Consider the following 23,400-nt stretch of genomic DNA (forward strand, 5'->3'; position numbering starts at 1 on the left):
CGTCAACCACCGGCTGCAAGGCGCGGCCGTCCGGGGATCCGGCTCCTGGTCCGGGTGTCCACCCGGACCCGACCGATCCGGCCTCGTCCGGGGACGGCCACGTCACCGGCGCCGACCATCTCGTACCCGCAGACCCGGGCGTCCAGCCGTGCCGAGGCTCCGTGCCATTCCCCGCCGGTGACCAGCAGGGTGCACCCCTTCTGCCGTGCGCGCGCGGTCACCGCCCGCGCCCTGCTCATCGGCACCGAGCGACCCCCCAGCCCCAGCACCACCAGGTCCAGGCCGTCCAGCAGAACCGCGGCCACCTCGACCGGATCCGAACCCGGGTACGGAATCACCGCGACCCGGCTCAGGTCCGCTCCCATCTCGACGGCCGCCATCAGACCGACATCGGGCTGCCCGACGATCGCCACGTGCCCGCCCTCGGCGGTGGCGGCGGCCACCATCCGCAGGGCCAGCGACCGGGCCCCGGACAACACCGCCACCGTCCCCCTGGGCAACAGCTGCGGAAGCGGGCCGGGGACCTCGGGCTCCGGCAACTCCTCGACGGCGGCATTGAACGGCCGCTCCGAGGTTTTCAGCAAACTCTCCGGGACGGATTGCAGGGTATCTCCGGATACCCTGCGCACATCCGGGGTCGCCATTCTCCCGGAGACTTCGGCTATCCTTCGACGGAGCTGTTCTACCTGTTCAGCGCGCTCTTTCCGATGCTTCTCCAGGTCCATTGCCGCCACCACAGCAGCACCTCCAGCATCATCGGAAACAGTCCATATTCGAACACCTGTTCGATGCCTCGAGTAAACACCGCGCCGGCCCCGACAGTCAAGCGGTGACCGGACCGCCCAGATCGGCGCCGCGCGTCCGTTGATCAAGGTCCGCGAGAAGGGAATGCACTGATACAGGCGCTGCGTTACAGTCTCTGACACCAGATCCCGATCTCCGAATGGGACTGCTGCACACGGTTTTCGCGAACCATCGCGCAGACCGACGATTCACCTCACAGATACGAGTAAAGGACCGAACATGGCATCACAACTGAGTCGTCGCATCTCGGCAGCGGTGGGCGGTGCCGCCATCCTCGCGATGATCGGCTTCACCGCAGCGTGCAGCACCGACAGCGACAAGCCCGAAGAGTCGCCCACCACGACGACCACCACCACGGAGCCCACGCTGACGCCGACCGAGAAGTCGATCAACCCCGGTGGCGGCGTCTTCACCCCGCCGGTGACCGCGCCTCAGCAGACCTTCGACCCGCAGCAGAACGACTGAGCGCAACCATCATGAACGGGGCGGGTCCGGATGCCATTCGGACCCGCCCTTCGTTCGCAGCACAGCCATGAAAACGGTGCTCGCCCGCTCCCTGACCGCCCTGCTCCTCATCGGAGCAGGGCTACTCGCCGTCGATCTCTCCCTCGGTGACCACCACCCCGACGACAAACTCATCGAGGGTCCCTTCGCCTCGCTGCTGGGCGCGTCCACCGACCTCGGACCCGCCCGCGAACAGAGCATCGAGCTCACCGCCACCCTCACCGATGAATCGCGCCCCACCGCACTGATGGATTGGGCCCGTGACCAATCGCTGTCGGTCCAGTGGCGTCCCGGTGACGACTGGGTCATCGTCGAAGGTTCACCCGATGCCGTCGAGCGGGCATTCGATGTCTCCGTGCGCGACTACCGAGGACGCCGGGGACAGCTCTTCTACGCTTCACCGCATCAGCCGGCGGTGCCCGAGCACCTGCGTGCCGAGGTGTCCGAGATGGGCCGGATCCTCAGTTACACACCCCATCACATGTCCCGGCCCGACCACATCCCCCTCGATGTCCCCGACCAGGGGCTGTCCCCCAGCGCGTTACTGAACACCTACAACGCCGACGATCTGGCCCGGGCCGGATTCACCGGCAAGGGCATCGACATCGTGATCTTCGCCTTCGACGGTTTCCACCAGTCCGACCTGGACAAGTTCAGCTCCACCTACGGGCTTCCGCAGTTCACCCCGGAGGTCGTCGGCGGGTCGCCCGGCGAGCCGCGCGGCGAACTCTCGATGGATCTTCAAGTGGCACATGCCATTGCCCCCGATGCGCGCAAGATCGTGGTGAACGCCCGCCCCACCGTCGAAGGTGGCGGCGGCTACCGCAAGATCGGCGAGATGCTCGAGGACACCGACCGCCGATTCCCCGGTGCGGTGTGGAGTTTCTCCATCGGCTGGGGCTGCGACAAACTCATCACCGCCGCCGATCTGGCCCCGGTCCGGTCCGCGCTGCGCACCGCCCAGTCGCACGGCACCACCGCCTACAACGCCAGCGGCGACCTGGCCGGTATGGAATGCCGTGGCGGACAAGACTGGTCGTCACCGCCGAGCACAGATGACATCGGGCTGGACTCGATCGCCTCCCTACCCGAGATGACCAGCGTCGGCGGCACCACCCTGTCCACCGACGCCGACGGGAGATGGGTGTCCGAGCAGACCTGGTTCGACGTCCCACTGTCCCAGGGCACCGGTGGTGGTGTCTCCGCACTGTTCGATCTGCCGCCCTGGCAGCGTCTCGCGGCCGGTGCGGTCCCGCCCCAGCGCAATATCGGCAAGCGCATGACACCGGACATCGCTGCGGTGGCCGACCCGTTCACCGGTGTGAAGATCGTCCTCAACGACCAGATGGTCGTCGGCGGCGGCACCTCACAGTCGGCGCCCATCTGGGCCGCCCTGACCGCCGTGATGAACCAGTACCTGCTGGAGAACAACGGCAGCTTGATCGGCGACATCAACCCATTGCTCTACCGCATCGCCCAGGGCGCACCGCGGCCCGCCTTCCGCGACGTCACGTTGGGCGGCAACGCCGTCGACAACGCCGGTCCGGGCTACGACCTGGTCACCGGACTGGGCACCCCGGACGTCGACAATCTGGTGCGCAACCTCCAGATCGCACAGCAGGTGCAGGCCTGATGAGCGCTTGCGCGAAGAAGCGAGAACACCGATGAGCGCTCCGGGCATGGTCGAATGCCAGGTCTGCCAGATCGATGTTCCCGCAGGCGAGTACTGCGGGCTCTGCGGCGTGCCACTGGCCGAGCACAAGAGCGGCGACGGCCCGCACTGGCTGCGCGCCCGCGCCTTCAGCGCCGCGCCCGGTCAGCGTCTGCTCTCCCCCGCGCTGACCAGTTCGCTGTTCCCGCATCTGCCGCCGCGATCACGCAAGGTCTTCCTGATGGGGCTGGGCCTGCTGGCGGCCGCCCTGACGGTGGCCACGGTCCTGCGGATGCCCGCGGCGCTGATCGCGATCGCCTCCCTCGGCCTTCCGCTGCTGTTCGCCCTGTACCTCCGCGAATCCGGTGTGTCCCGGGATATTCCGCGCAGCACCCTGGCCCTGACGGTGACGCTCGGGATCATCCTCGGCGTCGGGTGGGTGCTGCTCACCGGCGCGGCACTGGCGCGTGCCTACGGTGTCCCACTGGGCGCCGGTATCGCCGGCGGCCGGATCCTGCGCGACGGGATCGGGGTGCCGGTGGGCAGCATGATGCTCATGCTGGTACCCGCACTGGTGGCCAGGTTCGCGTGGCGGGGAAATCGGGAATCCCTGGACGGCTACGCGATCGGCGCGCTGGGCGCCCTGACCTTCACCGCAGCGGCCACCCTGACCCGGTTGGCGCCGCAGTTCACCACCGGGATGATCAACCGGGTGCGACCGCTGGACGGTCTGCTCGTGGAGGCGGGGATCCGCGGAATCGCCATGCCGCTGACCGCCGCTGCCGTCGGTGGATTGATCGGTACCGCGCTGTGGTTCACCCGGCCGCCGTCGAAGGTTCTCAAGAACCGCGGGTTCGTCCGCGGGGTCCTCATCCTGATCGCACTCGTGGTGATCGCGGTGTACGCCGCACTGGGTGTGGTCGACGTCGCCCAACTCCCCCAGCTGCTCCAGCTGGTCCTGCACCTGACGCTGACCGGGTTGGCGTTGTTCGCCCTGCGGATCGGCCTGCACCTGGCCTTGCTGCACGAGGCGCAGGACGAGATCCGCACCGACGAACCGATCCTGTGCCTGGAGTGCGACCACGTGGTGCCCGATGCACCGTTCTGCGCGAATTGCGGTGCGGCCATGCACGCATCCTCACGCCGGTCCCGGCGCACCCGCCGTGAGGACCGCCCGATCCGGCTCGCCGAAGAGCCCGCGTCGGGGGAGATCGTCGTCGGGTTGGCGCCCGGTTATTCGTTGCACTCTGGCACGTTCGAGACACTGCAACCGCCCAAGACCTCCTTCCGCCACGTGGCGCTGGTCCTGGGTATCGCCATCGTGGTGTTGGCCGGCGGTCTGGTCGCGCTGTCCGGGGCGATCTCCAAGCCCGCGCCCAAGTACATCTGCCCGCCGGACTGCGGCAGCCCGCCGATGAGCCGCGCCGTGGAGATCAATCCGCGCTTCACCTCGACCGACGGCGCCTTCTCGGTGTCCTACCCGGTGGCGGGCGCGGCCTACGAGGTCGCCAAACACGACAACGGCGTCACCGCCGTGCTGCAGGCCGGCGACGGCGGCACGATGCAGTTGTTCAGCCAGCCGGCCGAGGGGCGCAGCCCACGAGAGATCGCCGTCGATCTGGTGAACAGGACCTACCCGGACACCAAGACCGCCTACGAGATCCCGAACACCATGGTCGGTTACCAACCCGGCTACGGGCTGGTGGCCGACCTGTGGCCGCAGGGCGCGATGAGCAGTTCCACCCGGATGCGCGTCATGGTGATGGTCGCCGTCAAGAACGACCTGGCCCTGGTGGCCGCGGCCGTCGGCCCGTACCGTGCCTTCGGCCCGGACTTCGGTTCCGGCAAGCCGTCGGCCGCCAACCTGCAGCTGGCGTTGGACATGGGTAAGTACGTCAACAGCTTCAGCTGGCGCGGCGACCCGCCGCGATAGTCGCAGCGACCAATGGTGACATTGACAAATGTCACCATTGGGGGTGTACTCCTCGGACATTCCGATAACGGAGGTCCGCATGCCCGAACCGACCCTGCCCGCGCGGGGATCCCTGCGTTCCCGGGGCGCCGCCGGCGTCAGCCACGCCACTCTGCGCCAGATCAGCGCGGTGCTCCCGCCCGAGCAGGCCTGGGGCTTGTGGGCCTCGCGGCAGATCGTGGCGCGCGTCATGGACACCTTCGGGCCCTCGCTGGCGGGCACCCGGGTCGAACCGGTGGACGTCAGGCTCGCCGACGGTCGCCGCGTCGTCGGCGAGTGGGTCCGCAGCGCTCGCGCAACCGACCACTCACCAGCCATCTACTACATTCACGGCAGCGGGTACGCGCTGTGTTCGCCGCGCACACACCGCAGGCTGACCGCCTGGCTGTCCCGACTGACCGGCATGCCGGTCTTCTGCATCGACTACCGGCTGGCACCGAAGTACCGCTTCCCCACCGCGGCCGACGATGTGCGCGCGGGGTGGGATTGGTTGCGTACCGATTGCGGGCACGACCCGGACCGGATGGTGATCGCCGGGGATTCCGCCGGCGGGCACCTGGCCGTGGATCTGCTGCTGCAACCCGACAACCCGCATCCGGCGGCCATGGCGTTGTTCTCCCCGCTGTTCGATCTCACCTTCGGGCTGGCCCGCGCCCGCGAGGCCCTGCGCGACGATCCGGCGATCCGCGCCGCCGACGCCGCGCGCCTCATCGGTTTGTACTGCGCCGGGACCGATCTCGACCATCCCCGGCTGACCCTCGACGTCTCCGGCGGCCGCCGGATGCCACCCACCCTGATCCAGGCGGGTGGCGCCGAGATGCTGCAGGCCGACGCCCGCACCCTCGACGCGCAGATCCGCGCCGCCGGTGGGCACAGTGAGCTGCAGATCTGGCCAGACCAGGTGCATGTCTTCCAGGCCCTGCCCAGACTCACCCCCGAAGCCGCACCCGCCATGCGCACGGCCACCGCGTTCATCTCAAAAGCCTTGCAGGGCAATCAGGTTGTCGAGGTGGCCGGATGAACCCGTTCGCCGGCCCGCGCCGCAGGAGCAAGGGCGCCGCTGCCGTCGTCACCGGCGCCGGCAGCGGTATCGGCGCCGCATTCGCCCTCGAGCTCGCTGCCCGAGGCGGTCGGGTGGTCTGCAGCGACATCGATGAAGCTGGCGCGCAGGCCACCGCGACCGCCATCATCGACAACGGCGGTAAGGCCACCGCGGTCCGCTGCGATGTCTCGCAGATCGACGACGTTCAGGCCCTCGCCGACGCCGCCCAGGATTGGTTCGCCGGCCCCCCTACCCTGGTCATCAACAATGCCGGGGTCGGGGCAGGTGGCTCCCCGATCGGCGAGGTCAGCCTGGACGACTGGAACTTCGTCCTCGGGGTCAACCTGTGGGGCCCGATCCACGGCTGCCACGTCTTCACCCCGATCCTGCGCGCCGCGCAGACCGACCAGCCGCGCGGCATCATCAATGTCGCCTCCGCGGCGGCGTTCGGGGCCGCACCCGGGATGGCCGCCTACAACGTGAGCAAGGCCGGAACCCTGTCCCTGTCGGAGACCCTGGCCGCCGAACTGGCCGGCACCGGGATCAACGTCACCGCGCTGTGCCCGACCTTCGTCAAGACGAACATCCTCAATTCCGACCGGATTACCGACCAGTCGAATCAGCTGGCCGACAAGCTGATGCGCTGGGTCGGGTTCTCCCCGCAGAGGGTGGCCCGGATGTGCCTGGACACCAACGACCGCGGCGGCCTGTACTGCATGCCCCAACCCGACGCCCGGATCGGCTGGGGCATCAAACGTTTCACCCCGACGGTATACACCCGTGCCGTCGGCCTCACCACCCGCATCACCGCACCCCAGGAGGTCTGACCGTGGCGCTCGACATGGATGTCATGCTGGCGAAGATCAAGGATCGGCAATGGGCGCTGGCCGATATCGACTGGGATGCGCCCGGCGCGGAGACCATCAGTGACGAATTCCGGCCCAAGCTCAAGGCTTTCATGGCCGACCTGTGCTGGATCGAGAACGTCGGTGCCCGTGGATTCGCCGCGCTGGCCAAGAAGGCGCCGACCCCGACGCTGGCCGAGATCTACCGCTACTTCCATGCCGAGGAGCAGCGGCACGCGAACGCCGAACTGGCGCTGATGAAGCGTTGGGGCATGCTCGAAGACGGGGAGATGCCCGAACCGAATGTCAACATCCGGCTGGCCATCGACTGGCTGGACACCTACGCCGACGATATGTCGCTGTCGGTGCTGGGGACCGTCATCCCGATGCTCGAGGTGGCACTGGACGGCGCGCTGCTGAAGTTCCTGCTCGACGAGGTCGACGACCCGGTCTGTCATCAGGTCTTCGAGAAGATCAACAATGACGAATCCCGGCACATCGCCGTGGATTTCGAGGTATTGAACATGATCGGTCACGCCAAGGCCCGCAAGCTGGCCATCGATTTCGTGGGCAGCGTCGCCTCCCCCGGGCTGATCATCGGCATGATCATCTACGTCCCGCTGCTCAACCGGATGCGCAACAACATCGTCGACATGGGCCTGGAACCCGAACGCCTCTACAAGGCGATGATGCGGTTCAAGGACCTCGGTGGCCGCGCCGAACACACCTGGAAGGTGCCGACCTACCAGATTCTGAAGCTGCATTCGCGGATGGTTGTCAACGCCCGAAATCCTTACCATTGGGTGGCCAATCCGATGGTGGCCGCATCGGATCACCTGCCGAAGGCCCTGCTGAAACCGATCCCGTCCTGGTTCAAGGAACTTACCTACAAGCCGGCGGCCTGAGATGGCACCCGAGGTTCACGACACGATCATCGTCGGTGCCGGGTTCAGCGGCATCGGCACCGCCATCAAACTCGTCGAGGCCGGCGTCGAGGACTTCGTCATCCTCGAGCGAGGCGACCGGGTCGGTGGCACCTGGCGGGACAACACCTATCCCGGTGCGGCCTGCGATATCCCGTCGCTGCTGTACTCGTACTCGTTTGCGAAGAACCCGAACTGGTCTCGGGCGTACTCGCCGGCCGGGGAGATCTGCGCACACATCGAGGAGATGGTCGACGACTTCGACCTACGCCGCCGGATCCAATTCGGTGTCGAGGTAAACGGACTGTCCTTCAATGAGACCGCCGGCGTCTGGACCGTCGAGACCGCCGGTCACAAACAGCTGCGCGCCCGCACCGTGGTGCTGGCCTCCGGACCGCTCACCGACCACAAGTTTCCGGATATCCGCGGCCTGGACACCTACCGGGGTCACAAGATCCACAGTGCCCGTTGGGATCACGACTACGACTTCACCGGCAAGCGGGTCGCGGTCATCGGTACCGGGGCCAGTGCCGTGCAGATCGTGCCCGAACTGGTCAAGCAGGCCGGTTTCGTGAAGGTCTTCCAGCGCACCCCGGGCTGGGTCATGCCACGGTTGGACATCGCCACCCCGCCGGCCGCCAAGGCCCTGTTCGCCAAGGTGCCGGCCACCCAGGACCTCGCCCGGCAGTTGCTCTTCTGGGGCCACGAGATCACCGCCACCGCACTGGTCTGGGACACACCGCTGACCGGCCTGGTCGCCCGGCTGGGCAAGGCGCATCTGCACAGCCAGGTCAGTGATCCGTGGTTGCGCCGCCAGCTCACCCCGGATTTCACCCCGGGTTGCAAGCGCATGCTGATCTCCAGCGACTACTACCCCGCCTTGCAGAAGGACAACTGCAAGCTCGTCGACTGGCCGATCGCCACCATCAGCCCGGTCGGTATCCGCACCAGCGACGGTATCGAACACCACCTCGACGCGATCGTGTTCGCCACCGGTTACGACGTGCACCTGTCCGGCCCGCCGTTCCCGGTTTCCGGGCTGGGCGGACGGCTGCTCGCCGAGGAGTGGGCCGCCGGGGCCCAGGCGTACAAGAGCATTCAGGCGCACGGCTACCCGAACCTGTTCATGATGACCGGGCCCAATTCCGGCCCGGGCCACAATTCGCTGCTGGTGTACTCGGAGGGCCAGATCGACTACGCCGTCAACGCGATCGGCACCATCCTGCGGGACGATCTGCGGTATCTCGACGTCCGCGCCGAGGTCCAGCAGCGCCACAATGCCGCGCTGCAGCGCCGGCTGCGCAGGACCACCTGGATGAGCGGCTGCACCAGCTGGTATCTGACCGCGGACGGATTCAACGCATCGATGTACCCCGGATTCGCGACCCAGTATCTTCGACAGATGCGGGATTTCCGATTCGGTGACTACACGGCGGTGGAGCGCGCGGCGCGCACGACAACCCGCACCGGCTGATGGTGGCCAAGCCACCCCGGCAGTCGGCCGCCGCGATCTCCACGATCCTCACCGGGTTGCGCCGTGCCCCCCGCCAGATCCGCCGCAGTTCCCGCGATGTCGTCGAGAACGCGGTCACCCAGCTGTTCGACGCCGCCGTGCAGCCGCACGGCGTCGCCGCCTCCGGCGAGTACCGCATCGACGAGTTGGCGCAGCTGGCCGGGACCACCACCCGCAACATCCGGGTCTACCGGGACCGCGGCCTGCTGCATCCCCCACTGCGGGTGGGGCGCATCGCGTTGTTCAACGACACCCATCTGACCCGACTGCGGCTGATCACCTCGCTACTGGACCGCGGTTACAACATCGCTCACGTGCACGAGATGCTCTCGGCCTGGGAGCAGGGCAAGGGCGTGGGTGAGCTGCTCGGTCTGGAATCGGCGATCGTCGGCAGCTGGGCCACCGAGAAGCCGGAACGGATGAGCGCGGCCGATGCGCGAAGCCTCCTCGACGACGATCCGGGCTTCGAGCGCCTGGTCGCGCTCGGCGTGATCAAGCTCGAGGACGACGAGGCCGTGGTGGTGCGCCCCAAGCTGATCGAGGCGTTCAACGACATCCGCCAGTACGGGGTGTCCATCGACAAACTCATCGGCCTGCACGAGCAGATCGCCCCGCTGGTCGATCAGATCAGCGGGCTGCTGGTACAGGCCGGAATCGAGGAGGTGCTGCACCGGATCAACCCCGGCGCTGCGCTGCCGCCGGATACCGAGATCGCCGAATTGCTCACCACGCTGGTGCGATTCCGCACCCAGGCGGTGTCGGCGGTGTCGGCGACGCTGGCGTTCTCGATCGAGTCGACCATCGAGTCGGCGGTCGGCCAGATCCTCGGCGACCTCATCGACAAGGAAGCCGAGCCCGAGGGCTGAGTCAGCGCTGGACGCCGAGAAGCAGGCTACTCCCACTCGATCGTGCCCGGCGGCTTGCTGGTGACGTCCAGCACGACCCGGTTGACCTCGGGCACCTCGTTGGTGATCCGGGTCGAGATCCGCTCCAGCACCTCGTAGGGCACCCGGGTCCAGTCCGCGGTCATGGCGTCCTCGCTGGACACCGGACGCAGCACGATCGGGTGCCCGTAGGTACGGCCGTCGCCCTGCACACCGACCGAGCGGACATCGGCCAGCAGCACCACCGGGCACTGCCAGATCTGCTGGTCCAGGCCGGCGGAGGTGAGCTCCTCGCGGGCGATCGCATCGGCGCGGCGCAGGGTGTCCAGCCGGGACGCGGTCACCTCACCGACGATGCGGATGCCCAGACCGGGACCCGGGAACGGTTGGCGCCCAACGATTTCCTCCGGCAGACCCAGTTCGCGCCCGACCGCGCGCACCTCGTCCTTGAACAGCAGGCGCAGCGGTTCGACGAGTTTGAACTTCAGGTCGTCGGGCAGGCCGCCGACGTTGTGGTGGCTCTTGATGTTCGCCGTGCCGGAACCGCCGCCGGACTCCACGACATCGGGATACAGGGTGCCCTGCACCAGGAATTCGACCTCGCCCTCGGCGTCACCGAGTGCGTCGCGCACCGCCCCCTCGAAGGCGCGGATGAACTCGCGGCCGATGATCTTGCGTTTGCCCTCCGGGTTGGTCACCCCGCTCAAAGCCTCCAGGAAGCGGTCGGCCACGTCGACGGTGACCAGCTTGGCGCCGGTGGCCGCGACGAAGTCGCGCTCCACCTGGGCGCGCTCCCCGGCGCGAAGCAGACCGTGGTCGACGAACACACAGGTCAGCCGGTCCCCGATGGCGCGCTGCACCAGCGCCGCGGCCACCGCGGAGTCCACGCCGCCGGAGAGTCCGCAGATCGCGCGGCCGTCGCCGATCTGTTCACGCACCTGGGTGATCAGCTGGTCGGCGATGTTGGCCGGCGTCCAGGCCGGGCCGATCCCGGCGAACTCGTGCAGGAACCGGCTGAGCACCTGCTGACCGTGCGGGGAATGCAGTACCTCCGGGTGGTACTGCACGCCGGCCAGCCGACGGGCCCGGTTCTCGAAGGCCGCCACCGGTGCGCCGGAGCTGGCCGCGACCACCTCGAAGCCTTCGGGGGCCTCGGTGACCGCGTCACCGTGGCTCATCCACACCGGCTGGGTCTCGGGCAGGTCCGAATGCAGCTGGCCGCCGGTGACATTCAGTTCGGTACGGCCGTATTCGCTGGTCCCGGTGTGCGCGACGGTCCCGCCGAGGGCCTGTGCCATCGCCTGGAAGCCGTAGCAGATACCGAAGACCGGCACCTCCAGGTCGAACAGCGCCGGATCCAGCCGCGGTGCACCCTCGGCGTACACGCTGGCCGGGCCGCCGGACAGCACGATCGCCTGCGGGTCGCGCGCCTTGATCTCCTCCACCGTCGCGGTGTGCGGGAGAACCTCGGAGAACACCCGCGCCTCGCGGACGCGTCGGGCGATCAACTGGGCGTACTGGGCGCCGAAGTCGATGACGAGAACGGGGCGAGTAGCGGCTGGTTCCACCCGGACAGTCTAGTCGTCAGGTACCGAAGAGCCGGTCCCCGGCGTCACCCAGGCCGGGAACGATGTAGCCGTGTTCGTCGAGTTCCCGGTCGACGGCCGCGGTGTACACCGGGACGTCGGGGTGCGCTCCGTGCAGCACGGCCAGTCCTTCCGGGCAGGCCAGCAGGCAGACGAACTTGATCGAGCGCGGGTGGTGCTCCTTGAGCCGGTCGATCGCGGCGACCGCGGTGTGCCCGGTGGCCAGCATCGGGTCGACCACCACCACGTCGCGCTCGTGCAGATCGCCCGGCACCTTGAAGTAGTACTCGACCGCGACGTGGGTCCGCGGGTCACGGTAGAGCCCGATGTGGCCGACCCGGGCGCTGGGGACCAGGCCCAGCATGCCGTCCAGGATCCCGCCGCCGGCCCGCAGGATGGAGACGAACACCAGCTTCTTACCGTCGATCACCCTCGCGGTCATGGTCTCCAGCGGGGTTTCGATCTCCTCTTCGTGCAGCGGGATGTCACGCAGCACCTCGTAGGCCATCAGCGCCGATACTTCGCTGACGAGGCGCCGGAAACTGTTGGTGGACACACTTTTACGACGCAGTGTGTTCAGCTTGTGGACAACCAGCGGATGCTCGATCACATGCACTTCGGGCGTCATCTTCCAAGCTCCTCTCTAGAAGACGGTGCCGTCGCTGTGGACGGTCAGCGGGGGTAGTCCGCCGCGTAGTCGTTGCGCCGATGCCCGCCCGGCGGCCCAGCTGCCGCCCTCGAGCACACACGCCAGGGGGAGCCGGTCGGCGGTGACGCCGAGCCGCCGGCGCACCAGCACGGCGAGTTCGTCGAGTAACGCGACCGTGCACGCACGCCACTCGACGATCAGTTCGTCGGCCGGGGTCCATCCGCGCTCGGCCCAGCCCGGGTCGCGCAGCGTCAGTACCCCGGTGTCCAGGAACAGTCCGCCGTTGCGGTACTCGGGCAGCCCGGTCAGCGCGTCGGTGCCACCGACCGGAGCACCGGCCCACCCGAACGGTTCGAGCAGGGAGTACGTCAGCCACTGGGACAGTTTGTGGAACGGCATCCAGCCCTGCGTGCGCCCCGCCCCCGGCACGGCGGGGTGCGGCCAGCAGTCGCCGAGCGGCTCGCCGTCGATGGTGTTGCCCGCGGGCCAGATTCCCGACAGCGCCGCCAGCAGGACGCCCAGCAGGTGATCGGCGGTCGGCGCGGGGGCCAGCAGGTCGAACAGGCCCCCGGGCCGGCCCGGGATCCCGAACACCGCGGGCTGCGCGGCCAGCGCGGCGCCGAGCCGACGCAACAGCTCGGCGCGGCCCTCGAAGCCGACCAGCGGGTTGTCCGGACCCAGCTGCAGGTGCCCGGCCAGCCGCGCGGTGTCCAGCCCGATCAGGCCCGCGGCGTCGGCCTGCAGCGGGCGCGCCGGATCGGAGGAGAACACGCCGGCGGTGAACGCATGCCAGCTGGCCACCCCGAGCCCCTCGGAACGGCTGAACTGCAGTCCGGTGTCGGTTTCGCGGTAGGTCCAGTCCGGTCCGGCGCCGGCGTCGAGCAGCACGCTGACCACGGCCAGATCGATCATCGCGCGGGCCTGCCCGGCCGGGTCCAGGTCGACGAGCAGGCGGTCGAGGTCGCCTTTGCGGTCCACCCCGCCGGCCTCGAAGTGCCGCCAACGGCTGTGGAAGGGGATGTCGAGGTCCGGGAATCTGGCGGCGGTCAGTTCGGCGACCTCGGCGGCGGCCCCGTCCATCGCGTCATCGTGCACGGTGAACCAGGCCGACGCGCCGTCCCGGGCGCGGGCCAGCAGGTGGTTCGCGCGGGACCGGATCTCGGCGGTGCTGCGCAATGTCGCCGCCGGGTTCACGCCAATCCCCGGCCCACCGTGTTCTTCAGGTCCTCGGCGTCGGGCACCGGCCCCGGGGTGAAATAACCGGCAGCCATCTTGGCGTCGATCTCGACCCTGGCGTCGGCCGGGATGAGCTCGTCGGGGATGTTGACGCGTTCGTCGACGGTGATACCGGAGCCGGTGATGGCGTCGTACTTCATGTTGCTCATCGACACCAACCGGTGGATCCGGGTGATGCCCAGCCAGTGCAGCACGTCGGGCATCAGCTCCTGGAAGCGCATATCTTGCACGCCCGCAACGCATTCGGTGCGGGCGAAGTACTGGTCGGCGGTGTCACCCCCGGCCTGGCGCTTGCGGGCGTTGTAGACCAGGAACTTGGTGACCTCCCCCAGCGCCCGGCCCTCCTTGCGGGAGTACGCCACCATCCCGACCCCGCCGCGCTGGGTGCCGGCGATGCACTCCTCGATGGCGTGGGTCAGGTAGGGCCGGCAGGTGCAGATGTCGGAGCCGAAGACGTCGGAACCGTTGCACTCGTCGTGCACCCGCGCCGTCAGTTCCACACCGGCGTCGGCCAGATCGCGCGGGTTGCCGAAGATGTAGACCGTCTGGCCGCCGATCGGGGGCAGGAACACCTCCAGGTCGCCGCGGGTGACCAGTTCCGAATACATACCGCCGGTCTCCTCGAACAGCGCCCGGCGCAGCGTGGCCTCGGTGCACCCGAATCTCGCCGCGACGCCCGGCAGATGCCAGACCGGTTCCACGGCCACCTTCGTCACCACCGCGGCCCCGTTGTCCAGCAGCACCTTGCCGTCGGGGCGCAGCCGACCCTGCTGCAGCGCGGTGGCGACCTCGGGCAGCATCACATGGGCCTTGGTGACGGCGATGGTCGGCCGGATGTCACTGCCGGCCTCGAGTTCCGCGGCGAAGACGTCTGCCACGGCGGCACCCCACGGGTCGAGGCTGACGATGGCGGCCGGATCCCGCCACTGCGGGTGCGGGCCGATGACGTCGGTCGGCGCGGTGTTGGTCAGGTCGGCCCGGTGCTGCGGGGACAGCGCGCCAGCGGCCACCGCCAGCGCCCGGTACACGCCGTAGGACCCGCTGTGGGTGCCGATGACGTTGCGGTGCTCCCGACTACCGGTGGTCCCCACCACCGGGCCGCGTTCGGCCGCGGTGGCCGCGCCCCAGTGGATGACCGGCGCATTGGCTCCCGCGCTGTGCGAGGTGAGCCGGATGTGCCGGGCTGCTCGCTGTCCGCCCACTGGGGTATCGAATGCCACGTCGGCACCTCCTCAGGGGGCGAGCGCCGCCGGCGCCGTTGTCACCCGCATCGTATCAGCGCGAAACCGACTCTGCCGGGCATCGGAGCACCGTGACTCGTCGCTCCAATGCCATTGAAGGCCAATACCTTCGGCGGACAGATCGGGCCGCGAGGACCCGCCGAAGTCACCGGTGCCGGGCCCCGCGGCAGCCGATGGCGGGACGGTCCGGGCGTGCGGCCGGCAGGTGAATCCGCATCGGATCGGGAAACGATTGCCGAAGTAGGCACCCGCACCGACGCCTGCATGGTGAAGTGGTAGCCGGGGCCCGTGGTTATCGGACGGGTCACGGGAGGGGAACATGTTGGGTTTGCCGGACCAGACGAAGGCCGGGCTTTTCGACCTCGACGGTGTGCTGACCGACACCGCCAGCGTGCACAAGAAGGCCTGGAAGGCGATGTTCGACGACTACCTGCGCGAACGTGCAAAACGCACCGGCACCGAGTTCGTGCCGTTCGACGTGGACTCGGACTATCTGCGCCACATCGACGGCAAGCTGCGCGAGGACGGCGTCCGGTCCTTCTTGGCCAGCCGGGGCATCACGTTGCCCGACGGCACCGCCGATGACGGCCCCGATACCGAAACGGTGTACGGACTCGGTAACGCCAAGAACGCGCGGTTCCACACGACGCTGGAAACGGACGGGGTGGAGGTGTTCGAAGGGTCTCGACGGTACCTGGACGCCGCGGCGGCCGCCGGACTGCGCTGCGCGGTGGTGTCCTCGAGTTCGAACACCGGACAGGTGCTGGAGGTGACCGGTCTGGCCGGGTACTTCGAGCAGCGGGTGGACGGCGTCACATTGCGCGAGGAACACCTACCGGGCAAACCCTCCCCGGCCGGATTCCTGCATGCTGCAGCGCTTCTCGGCGTCCCGCCGACGCAGGCCGCGGTGTTCGAAGATGCGTTGTCCGGGGTCTCTGCGGGCCGGGCCGGGCAATTCGGATTCGTGGTGGGAGTCGACCGGGTGGGCCAGGCCGATGAGCTGCGCCGCGCCGGGGCCGACGCCGTGGTCTCTGATCTGGCCGAATTGCTGTAGCCGCCATGATGATCACCGACGACGCCTACCCGGTGGAACCCTGGCAGATCCGGGAGACTCGGCTCGATCTCGGGCTGCTGGCCCAGTCGGAGTCGTTGTTCGCACTGTCCAACGGGCATATCGGACTGCGTGGCAATCTCGACGAGGGTGAACCCTACGGTCTGCCCGGCACCTATCTGGCCGGCTTTTTCGAGGTTCGCTCGTTGCCCTACGCCGAGGCCGGGTTCGGTTATCCCGAGGCCGGCCAGACCGTCGTCAACGTCACCAACGGCAAGATCCTGCGGCTGCTCGTCGACGACGAGCCCTTCGATGTCCGGTACGGCGATCTGATCGGCCACGAGCGTGTGCTGGACTTGCGGGCCGGCACGGTGACCCGGCACGCGCACTGGTGCTCGCCGGCGGGCAAGCAGATCCGCGTCACCTCCACCCGGCTGGTGTCGCTGGCGCACCGCGGCGTGGCCGCCATCGAGTACGTCGTGGAGGCATTGGACCAATTCGTCCGGGTGACAGTGCAATCGGAGCTCGTCACCAACGAGGACGTCCCGGAGACCTCCGAGGACCCGCGCGTCGCCGCGGTGCTGCGGCAACCCCTGGAAGCCGTCCACCACGAGGGCGCCGATCATGGAGCGTTGCTGGTGCACCGCACCCGCGGCAGCGAGCTCATGATGGCCGCCGCGATGGACCACGATGTGCACGTACCGGGCCGGGTCGAGGTCAGCACCGACGTCCGGGAGGACATCGCCCGCACCACCGTCATCTGCGGGCTGCGGCCGGGACAGCGGCTGCGCCTGGTCAAGTACCTGGGTTACGGGTGGTCGAGCCTGCGGTCCCGGCCGGCGTTGCGCGATCAGGCCGCCGCGGCCATCACCGGTGCACGGTACAGCGGATGGCAGGGACTGCTGGACTCCCAACGCGCCTACCTCGACGAGTTCTGGGACTGCGCCGATGTCGAGGTCGAAGGGGATCCGGACTGTCAGCAGGCGGTGCGTTTCGGGTTGTTCCACGTGCTGCAGGCAAGCGCCCGTGCGGAGCGGCGCGCCATCGCAGGCAAGGGGTTGACCGGCACCGGCTACGACGGTCACACCTTCTGGGACAGTGAAGGTTTCGTGCTGCCGGTGCTGACGTACACGGTGCCGCAAGCCGCTGCGGACGCGTTGCGCTGGCGGGCGTCCACGCTGGATCTCGCGCGCGAACGCGCGGCTCTGCTCGACCTGCAGGGAGCCAGTTTCCCGTGGCGCACCATCCGGGGTGAGGAGTGCTCGGCCTACTGGCCGGCCGGCACCGCCGCGTGGCACATCAACGCCGACATCGCAATGGCGTTCGAGCGCTATCGCAGTGTCACCGGCGATCATTCGCTGGAGATCGAATGCGGACTCGAGGTGTTGGTGGAGACCGCCCGGCTGTGGATGTCCCTGGGCCACCATGACCGGCACGGAGTTTGGCATCTGGACGGGGTGACCGGACCGGACGAGTACACCGCGGTGGTGCGGGACAACGTGTTCACCAATTTGATGGCCGCCCACAATCTCCGGGTGGCCGCCGACGCGTGCACCCGCCATCCCGACTCGTCGTATCAGCTCGGGGTGACCACCGAGGAGACCGCCGCCTGGCGCGATGCCGCCGACGCCGCACACGTCCCCTATGACGAGGAGCTCGGCGTCCACCCGCAGTGTGAAGGATTCACCACGCTGGCCGAATGGGATTTCACCGCCAACACCACCTATCCGCTGCTGATGCACGAACCGTACGTGCGGCTCTACCCCGCCCAGGTCCTCAAACAGGCGGATCTGGTGTTGGCGATGCAGTGGCAGAGCCACTCCTTCAGCCCGGAACAGAAGGCACGCAATGTCGACTACTACGAGCGACGCACCACCCGCGACTCGTCGCTGTCGGCCTGTACCCAGGCGGTCATGTGCGCGGATGTCGGCCACCTGGAGCTGGCCCACGACTACGCCTACGAGGCGGCCCTGATCGATCTGCGGGATCTGCACCACAACACCCGCGACGGGTTGCACATGGCTTCACTGGCCGGCGCTTGGACCGCGCTGGTCGCCGGCTTCGGCGGGTTGCGTGACGACCAGGGGGTGCTGTCGCTGGATCCCCACCTACCCGATGGCATCGCGTGTCTGCGATTCCGGCTGCGCTGGCGGGACTTCCGGGTGACCGTGGAGGCCCAGCACGACCAGGTCACCTACACCGTTCGGGACGGGCCGGATCATGCGCTGACGATCCGGCATGCCGGCGAGGAACTCGTCATCGGGACCAACGCGCCGACCACGGTGCCGGTGCAACTCCGGCATCCGCTGTTGCCCCCGCCTCCGCAGCCGCCCGGGCGCGAGCCGATGCGTCGGCGGCCGACCCGGCCGGTCTGGCCTACCCCGCCGAGCTGACCGGTTCGATCGGCAGCCGGCGCAGCGCGCCGGGCGCATCGGCGGGCACCACCGGGCGGACCGGGGCGACCGGCGACAGCCGCTGATACGGCTCGCCCTGCGCCGGACGGGCATCCGCCTCGCCCTTGTTCGGCCACAGCGCGGCCGACCGCTCGGCCTGCGCGGCGATGGACAGCGAGGGGTTGACGCCGAGGTTGGCCGAGATGGCCGCACCGTCGGTGACGTGCAGCGTCGGATACCGGTACACCCGGTGGTAAGGATCGATGACGCCGGTGTCGGGGCTGTCGCCGATGGCCGCGCCGCCGAGGAAGTGCGCTGTCAGCGGGATGTTGAACAGCTCGCCCCAGGTGCCACCGGCCACCCCGTCGATCTTCTCCGCGATCCGGCGGGTGACCTCGTTACCGGCCGGGATCCAGGTCGGGTTGGGCAGTCCGTGGCCCTGCTTGCTGTCCAGCATCCGGTAGCCGAACCAGGTCTTGCGGGTGAAGGTGGTGATCGAATTGTCCAGGTGCTGCATGACCAGCGCGATCATGGTGCGCTCGCTCCACCGCCGCGGGTTGAGCAGTCGCAGGGTGCCGCGCGGGTCGTTGCGGGCGGTCTCGACCAGCTGCCGCCAGCGCGGCACGTCGGTGCCTTCGGGTCCGGTGCCATCGGTCATCAGCGTCTGCAACAGGCCCATCGCGTTGGAGCCCTTGCCGTAGCGCACCGGTTCGACGTGGGTGTCCGGGGTGGGATGGATCGATGAGGTGATCGCCACGCCGTGGGTCAGGTCGAGGTCGTCGCCCACGGTGAGCCGCCCGGCGCCCACGATGGACTCGGAGTTGGTGCGGGTGAGCACGCCGAGGCGATCCGACAGCTCCGGCAGCATGCCCTTGTCCCGCATCCGGAAGAGCAGCTTCTGGGTGCCGTAGGTACCCGCGGCCAGGATCAGGTGGTCGGCGGTGAAGGTCTTCCTGGTGCGCCGCAGCTTGCCGCCGGTGCGGACCGTGCGCACCTCCCACACCCCGTCCGGGCGTTGTTCGAACTCGCGCACGGAGGTGAGCGGATGCACTTGGGCACCAGCGGATTCGGCGAGGCCCAGGTAGTTCTTCAGCAGGGTGTTCTTGGCGTTGTAGCGGCAGCCGGTCATGCAGCCGCCGCACTCGATGCAGCCGGTGCGAGCCGGGCCGACCCCGCCGAAGTACGGATCGGGCACGGTCTTGCCGGGGGTCTTCTCGCCCTCACCGAAGAACACCCCGACCGGCGTGGGCACGAAGGTGTCGCCCACGCCCATGTCGTCGGCGACCTCCTTCATGATCCGGTCGGCGTCGGTGAACGTCGGGTTGGTGACCACCCCGAGCATCCGCTTGGCCTGTTCGTAGTGCGGCAGCAGTTCGGCCTGCCAGTCGGTGATGCCCTTCCACTGCGGGTCGTTGAAGAACGGCTCCGGCGGCACATAGAGGGTGTTGGCGTAGTTCAGCGATCCGCCGCCCACGCCCGCGCCGGCCAGGATCATCACATTGCGCAGCAGGTGGATCCGCTGGATGCCGTACATGCCGAACTGCGGGGCCCACAGGAACTTACGCAGGTTCCACGAGGTCTTGGCGAACTCCTCGTCGGAGAACCGGCGGCCCGCTTCCAGCACGCCGACGCGGTAGCCCTTCTCGGTGAGCCGCAGGGCGCTGACGCTGCCGCCGAAGCCCGAGCCGACGATGAGAACGTCGTAGTGCGTGGTCGAGTCAGTCCGCATGCTCCCAGTATGGCGCTACCGGTCGGTAACTTCTAGACAGGAGTGCCTAACTTGTAAAGAGCCGCCGAACGGACTACGACCCGACGGTCAGCCCGACCTTCTGGAATTCCTTCAGGTCGCAGTACCCGGCCTTGGCCATCGACCGGCGCAGCCCACCTACCAGGTTCAGCGAACCGAACGGATCGTCGGACGGGCCGTTGAGCACCTGATCCAGCGGCGGGCGCTCACCGAGCGCGATCTGCAGCAGGGCACCGCGCGGCAACGACGGGTGCGCGGCGGCGGACGGCCAGAACCACCCGTCGCCCTGCGCCTCGGCGGCCACCGACAGGGGCGGGCCGAGCAGCACGGCGTCCGCGCCGCAGGCGATCGCCTTGGCCAGGTCGCCGGAGGTCTGGATGTCCCCGTCGGCCAGCACGTGCACGTACCGTCCGCCGGTCTCGTCGAGGTACTCGCGCCGCGCCGCGGCTGCATCGGCGATCGCGGTGGCCATCGGCACGCTGATGCCGAGGACCTCGTCGCTGGTGGTCACTCCCGCGGTGGAGCCGTAGCCGACGATGACGCCGGCCGCGCCGGTACGCATCAGGTGCAGTGCGGTGCGGTGGTCGAGCACGCCGCCGGCGACCACCGGCACGTCGAGTTCGGAGATGAAGGTCTTTAGGTTGAGCGGCTCACCGTCGTTGGCGACGCGCTCGGCCGAGATGATGGTGCCCTGGATGACCAGCAGGTCCAGGCCCGCCGCCACCAGCGCCGGGGTCAGGGCCGCGGCGTTCTGCGGGCTCACCCGCACCGCGGTGGTGACACCGGATTCCCGGATGCGCGCCACCGCCGCCCCCAACAGTTCGGGGTCCAGCGGGGCGGCGTGCAGTTCCTGCAGCAGCCGGATCGAGGCCGACTCGTCCTCGGAGGTCTTCGCGACGTCGATGACCTGGGCGATCTTCGCCTCGACATCGCGGTGCCGACCGATCAGCCCTTCCCCGTTGAGCACCCCGAGACCGCCGAGCCGGCCCATCTCGATGGCGAACTCGACCGATACCAGCGCGTCGGTCGGGTGGGCCAGCACCGGGATCTCGAACCGGTAGGCATCCAACTGCCAGGCGGTCGAGACGTCCTTGGAGGAACGGGTCCGGCGGGCCGGGACGATGTTGATGTCGCTGAGTTCGTAGGTCCGGCGGGCGGTTCTGCCCATGCCGATCTCAACCATGTCGCGCATGTACGGGATGCCTTTCGGGCTACTGAGTTGTCGGTTCCTCGCGCAGGCGCTCGTCAGCGCGCGTAGTAGTTCGGGGCTTCGACGGTCATCGTGATGTCGTGCGGGTGGCTTTCCTTCAGCCCCGCCGCGGTGATCTGCACGAACTGCGCCTGCTGCAGATGCTCGATGGTGTCCGACCCGGTGTAGCCCATGGCAGCCCGCAGGCCGCCGGTCAGCTGGTGGATGACGGTGCCGAGCGGGCCGCGGAACGGGACCCGGCCCTCGATGCCCTCGGGCACCAGCTTGTCCTCGGAAAGTACGTCGTCCTGGAAGTAACGGTCCTTGGAGAAGCTCTTCTGCGAGCCACGGCCCTGCATGGCGCCCAGCGAGCCCATGCCCCGGTAGCTCTTGAACTGCTTGCCGTTGACGAAGATCAGTTCCCCCGGGGATTCGGCGGTACCCGCCAGCAGCGAGCCCAGCATCGCCGTCGAGGCGCCGGCGGCCAGCGCCTTGGCGATGTCGCCGGAGTACTGCAGACCGCCGTCGGCGATCACCGGGACGCCCTTGCGCGAGCAGGCCGCGACGGCCTCCAGGATGGCGGTGATCTGCGGGGCACCGACACCGGCGACCACGCGGGTGGTGCAGATGGAGCCGGGACCCACCCCGACCTTGACCGCGTCGGCGCCGGCATCGCACAGCGCGGCGGCGGCGGCGCGGGTGGCGACGTTGCCGCCGACCACGTCGACGCGCTCGCCGACGGTGGCCTTCAACCGGCTCACCATGTCGAGCACCATCCGGTTGTGTGCGTGCGCGGTGTCCACGATCAGCACGTCGACCCCGGCCTCGACCAGCGTCATGGCCCGGGTCCAGGCGTCATCGCCGATACCGACGGCCGCACCGACCAGCAGGCGGCCGTCGCTGTCCTTGGTGGACAGCGGGAACTGCTCGGTCTTGACGAAGTCCTTGACGGTGATCAGGCCGGTCAGCTTGCCGTTCCCGTCGACGATCGGCAGCTTCTCGATCTTGTGTCGGCGCAGCAACCCGAGCGCCGCCTCGGCCGAGACGCCGGCCTGCGCGGTGATCAGCGGGGCCTTGGTCATCACCTCGGCGACGGGCTTGTTCTGGTCGACCTCGAAGCGCATGTCGCGGTTGGTGATGATGCCCACCAGAGCGCCCGCGCTGTCGACCACAGGCAGCCCGGAGATCCGGAACCGCGCGCACATGGCGTCGACCTCGGCCAGGGTGTTCTCCGGCGAGCAGGTGACCGGGTCGGTGACCATCCCGGCCTCGGACCGCTTGACGGTCTCGACCTGGCCGGCCTGCTCGGCGATGGACAGGTTGCGGTGCAGCACGCCCATGCCGCCGGCACGCGCCATGGCGATGGCCATCCGCGACTCGGTGACGGTGTCCATGGCCGAACTGACCAGCGGCACCCGCAACCGGATGCGCTTGGTGAGCTGGCTGGAGGTGTCCACATTGGCCGGCACCACGTCCGAGGCCGCCGGCAGCAGCAGGACATCGTCGAAGGTCAACCCCAGCATGGCGATCTTGGTCGGATCATCGCCGCCGGTCGGAACCGGGATGGCGAGCGGGACGCTGCTTTCAGCGATCGACATGGGTGGAGCCTCCACTAAGAACAGTCGCGAATCTAGGTTGCCAGTCTATCGGCACCGGCCACATCGCTCACCGCCACGCCGTACGACGTCGTCTCGGTGCGACATGCGGCGCGCTACCGGGTGAACCGGTGGCGCGAAGCCAGCGGGGCTGCGTAGGCTAGATCCGTGCGAGATGACCTCCCGCCTGGCCTGCCACCAGACCCGTTCGCCGACGACCCGCACGATCCGTCGGCGGCGCTGGATGCGCTTGAGCCCGGCCTGCCGCTGGACGCGCAGGAACGCAGTGCCGTCGAAGCGGACCTGGCTGACCTGGCGGTCTATGAGGCGTTGTTGGCGCACAGGGGAATTCGCGGCCTGGTGGTGTGCTGCGACGAATGCCAGCAGGACCACTACCACGACTGGGACATGCTGCGCGCGAATCTGCTGCAGCTGCTGGTCGACGGCACGGTCCGCCCGCATGAGCCCGCCTACGATCCCGAGCCCGACGCCTACGTGACCTGGGATTACTGCCGCGGATATGCCGACGCCTCGCTCAACGAGGCGGCCTCGGAATCCGACGGCTACCGCTGACC

Annotated in this window: 19 protein-coding genes; 11 read left to right on the top strand and 8 right to left on the bottom strand. The window is 68.6% G+C overall.

Translation table 11 applies throughout. The features are described 5' to 3' along the window. Positions 1-2 precede the first annotated feature (2 nt). A complete protein-coding gene (locus tag V4U86_RS22065) occupies positions 3-737 on the bottom strand; it encodes a hypothetical protein (protein ID WP_395308029.1) in 735 nt (244 codons plus the stop codon). Positions 738-1,023: 286 nt separating this feature from the next. Between V4U86_RS22065 and V4U86_RS22070 the strand changes: the two genes are divergently transcribed. The 8 genes from V4U86_RS22070 to V4U86_RS22105 all read left to right on the top strand — a co-directional run bounded on the left by V4U86_RS22070 (position 1,024) and on the right by V4U86_RS22105 (position 10,120). Next, positions 1,024-1,269 (top strand): hypothetical protein, encoded by a 246-nt coding sequence (locus V4U86_RS22070; RefSeq protein WP_395308030.1) that lies wholly within the window; start codon positions 1,024-1,026, stop codon positions 1,267-1,269. Positions 1,270-1,336: 67 nt separating this feature from the next. After that, the gene (locus V4U86_RS22075; protein WP_395308031.1) at positions 1,337-2,941 is read left to right on the top strand and encodes a S53 family peptidase; all 1,605 of its coding nucleotides are present in this window, start codon (positions 1,337-1,339) and stop codon (positions 2,939-2,941) included. Positions 2,942-2,972: 31 nt separating this feature from the next. Then, positions 2,973-4,892, top strand: a complete 1,920-nt coding sequence (locus tag V4U86_RS22080) for a zinc ribbon domain-containing protein (RefSeq protein ID WP_395308032.1) — start codon at positions 2,973-2,975, stop codon at positions 4,890-4,892. A gap of 79 nt (positions 4,893-4,971) precedes the next feature. Continuing rightward, positions 4,972-5,952: an alpha/beta hydrolase gene (locus tag V4U86_RS22085; RefSeq protein WP_395308033.1), complete on the top strand. Its 981-nt coding sequence runs from the start codon at positions 4,972-4,974 to the stop codon at positions 5,950-5,952. Beyond that, a complete protein-coding gene (locus V4U86_RS22090) occupies positions 5,949-6,800 on the top strand; it encodes an SDR family NAD(P)-dependent oxidoreductase (protein WP_395308034.1) in 852 nt (283 codons plus the stop codon). Before V4U86_RS22085 ends, V4U86_RS22090 begins: the two co-directional genes overlap by 4 nt. A 2-nt stretch (positions 6,801-6,802) precedes the next feature. Then, positions 6,803-7,723 carry a ferritin-like domain-containing protein gene (locus tag V4U86_RS22095; protein ID WP_395308035.1) on the top strand — a complete coding sequence of 307 codons (921 nt, stop codon included), beginning with the start codon at positions 6,803-6,805 and terminating at the stop codon, positions 7,721-7,723. Position 7,724: 1 nt separating this feature from the next. Continuing rightward, positions 7,725-9,215, top strand: coding sequence for a flavin-containing monooxygenase (locus V4U86_RS22100; protein WP_395308036.1), 1,491 nt, complete (start codon positions 7,725-7,727; stop codon positions 9,213-9,215). Further along, positions 9,215-10,120: a MerR family transcriptional regulator gene (locus tag V4U86_RS22105; protein WP_395308037.1), complete on the top strand. Its 906-nt coding sequence runs from the start codon at positions 9,215-9,217 to the stop codon at positions 10,118-10,120. The genes V4U86_RS22100 and V4U86_RS22105 overlap by 1 nt, the downstream gene beginning before the upstream one ends. A gap of 26 nt (positions 10,121-10,146) precedes the next feature. On the opposite strand, the gene guaA is transcribed toward V4U86_RS22105, so the two are convergent. From guaA to V4U86_RS22125, 4 genes are read right to left on the bottom strand one after another with little or no spacing between them, the layout of a single operon-like run. Beyond that, on the bottom strand, positions 10,147-11,706 hold the full coding sequence (guaA, locus tag V4U86_RS22110; RefSeq protein ID WP_395308038.1) for a glutamine-hydrolyzing GMP synthase: 1,560 nt from the start codon (positions 11,704-11,706) through the stop codon (positions 10,147-10,149). Positions 11,707-11,722: 16 nt separating this feature from the next. Further along, positions 11,723-12,352 (bottom strand): uracil phosphoribosyltransferase, encoded by a 630-nt coding sequence (gene upp, locus V4U86_RS22115; RefSeq protein ID WP_395308039.1) that lies wholly within the window; start codon positions 12,350-12,352, stop codon positions 11,723-11,725. A 15-nt stretch (positions 12,353-12,367) separates the two neighbouring features. Then, positions 12,368-13,567 carry a URC4/urg3 family protein gene (locus V4U86_RS22120; protein WP_395308040.1) on the bottom strand — a complete coding sequence of 400 codons (1,200 nt, stop codon included), beginning with the start codon at positions 13,565-13,567 and terminating at the stop codon, positions 12,368-12,370. Then, positions 13,564-14,829 carry a GTP cyclohydrolase II gene (locus tag V4U86_RS22125; protein ID WP_395308041.1) on the bottom strand — a complete coding sequence of 422 codons (1,266 nt, stop codon included), beginning with the start codon at positions 14,827-14,829 and terminating at the stop codon, positions 13,564-13,566. Before V4U86_RS22125 ends, V4U86_RS22120 begins: the two co-directional genes overlap by 4 nt. Before the next feature lie 340 nt (positions 14,830-15,169). Here V4U86_RS22125 and V4U86_RS22130 point away from each other — a divergent pair, with 340 nt between their 5' ends. Together V4U86_RS22130 and V4U86_RS22135 are read left to right on the top strand one after the other, a co-directional pair. Beyond that, positions 15,170-15,904: a beta-phosphoglucomutase family hydrolase gene (locus tag V4U86_RS22130; protein ID WP_395308042.1), complete on the top strand. Its 735-nt coding sequence runs from the start codon at positions 15,170-15,172 to the stop codon at positions 15,902-15,904. Between the two features lie 8 nt (positions 15,905-15,912). Then, entirely contained in the window at positions 15,913-18,294 is a 2,382-nt protein-coding gene (locus V4U86_RS22135; protein WP_395312163.1) for a glycoside hydrolase family 65 protein, read from the top strand. Here the strand turns inward: V4U86_RS22135 and V4U86_RS22140 are convergent. The 3 genes from V4U86_RS22140 to guaB form a co-directional block, all read right to left on the bottom strand. Beyond that, a complete protein-coding gene (locus V4U86_RS22140) occupies positions 18,278-20,023 on the bottom strand; it encodes a GMC oxidoreductase (RefSeq protein WP_395308043.1) in 1,746 nt (581 codons plus the stop codon). The genes V4U86_RS22135 and V4U86_RS22140 overlap by 17 nt on opposite strands. Before the next feature lie 73 nt (positions 20,024-20,096). Continuing rightward, a complete protein-coding gene (locus tag V4U86_RS22145) occupies positions 20,097-21,224 on the bottom strand; it encodes a GuaB3 family IMP dehydrogenase-related protein (protein WP_395312164.1) in 1,128 nt (375 codons plus the stop codon). Between the two features lie 62 nt (positions 21,225-21,286). After that, positions 21,287-22,828, bottom strand: coding sequence for an IMP dehydrogenase (guaB, locus tag V4U86_RS22150; RefSeq protein ID WP_395308044.1), 1,542 nt, complete (start codon positions 22,826-22,828; stop codon positions 21,287-21,289). 165 nt (positions 22,829-22,993) lie between these two features. Here guaB and V4U86_RS22155 point away from each other — a divergent pair, with 165 nt between their 5' ends. Continuing rightward, on the top strand, positions 22,994-23,398 hold the full coding sequence (locus V4U86_RS22155; RefSeq protein WP_087019751.1) for a DUF5319 domain-containing protein: 405 nt from the start codon (positions 22,994-22,996) through the stop codon (positions 23,396-23,398). The last annotated feature ends 2 nt before the right edge of the window (positions 23,399-23,400 follow it).

Source organism: Mycobacterium sp. AMU20-3851 (assembly GCF_043974665.1).
GTDB lineage: Bacteria > Actinomycetota > Actinomycetes > Mycobacteriales > Mycobacteriaceae > Mycobacterium.

What these genes read in the sequence shown, in the direction of transcription:
- V4U86_RS22070 (WP_395308030.1), top strand. Translation starts at nt 1,024, where the DNA reads ATGGCATCACAACTGAGTCGTCGCATCTCGGCAGCGGTGGGCGGTGCC.
- V4U86_RS22075 (WP_395308031.1), top strand. Translation starts at nt 1,337, where the DNA reads ATGAAAACGGTGCTCGCCCGCTCCCTGACCGCCCTGCTCCTCATCGGA.
- V4U86_RS22080 (WP_395308032.1), top strand. Translation starts at nt 2,973, where the DNA reads ATGAGCGCTCCGGGCATGGTCGAATGCCAGGTCTGCCAGATCGATGTT.
- V4U86_RS22085 (WP_395308033.1), top strand. Translation starts at nt 4,972, where the DNA reads ATGCCCGAACCGACCCTGCCCGCGCGGGGATCCCTGCGTTCCCGGGGC.
- V4U86_RS22090 (WP_395308034.1), top strand. Translation starts at nt 5,949, where the DNA reads ATGAACCCGTTCGCCGGCCCGCGCCGCAGGAGCAAGGGCGCCGCTGCC.
- V4U86_RS22100 (WP_395308036.1), top strand. Translation starts at nt 7,725, where the DNA reads ATGGCACCCGAGGTTCACGACACGATCATCGTCGGTGCCGGGTTCAGC.
- V4U86_RS22105 (WP_395308037.1), top strand. Translation starts at nt 9,215, where the DNA reads ATGGTGGCCAAGCCACCCCGGCAGTCGGCCGCCGCGATCTCCACGATC.
- upp (WP_395308039.1), bottom strand. Translation starts at nt 12,352, where the DNA reads ATGACGCCCGAAGTGCATGTGATCGAGCATCCGCTGGTTGTCCACAAG.
- V4U86_RS22130 (WP_395308042.1), top strand. Translation starts at nt 15,170, where the DNA reads ATGTTGGGTTTGCCGGACCAGACGAAGGCCGGGCTTTTCGACCTCGAC.
- V4U86_RS22135 (WP_395312163.1), top strand. Translation starts at nt 15,913, where the DNA reads ATGATCACCGACGACGCCTACCCGGTGGAACCCTGGCAGATCCGGGAG.
- V4U86_RS22140 (WP_395308043.1), bottom strand. Translation starts at nt 20,023, where the DNA reads ATGCGGACTGACTCGACCACGCACTACGACGTTCTCATCGTCGGCTCG.
- V4U86_RS22145 (WP_395312164.1), bottom strand. Translation starts at nt 21,224, where the DNA reads ATGGTTGAGATCGGCATGGGCAGAACCGCCCGCCGGACCTACGAACTC.
- guaB (WP_395308044.1), bottom strand. Translation starts at nt 22,828, where the DNA reads ATGTCGATCGCTGAAAGCAGCGTCCCGCTCGCCATCCCGGTTCCGACC.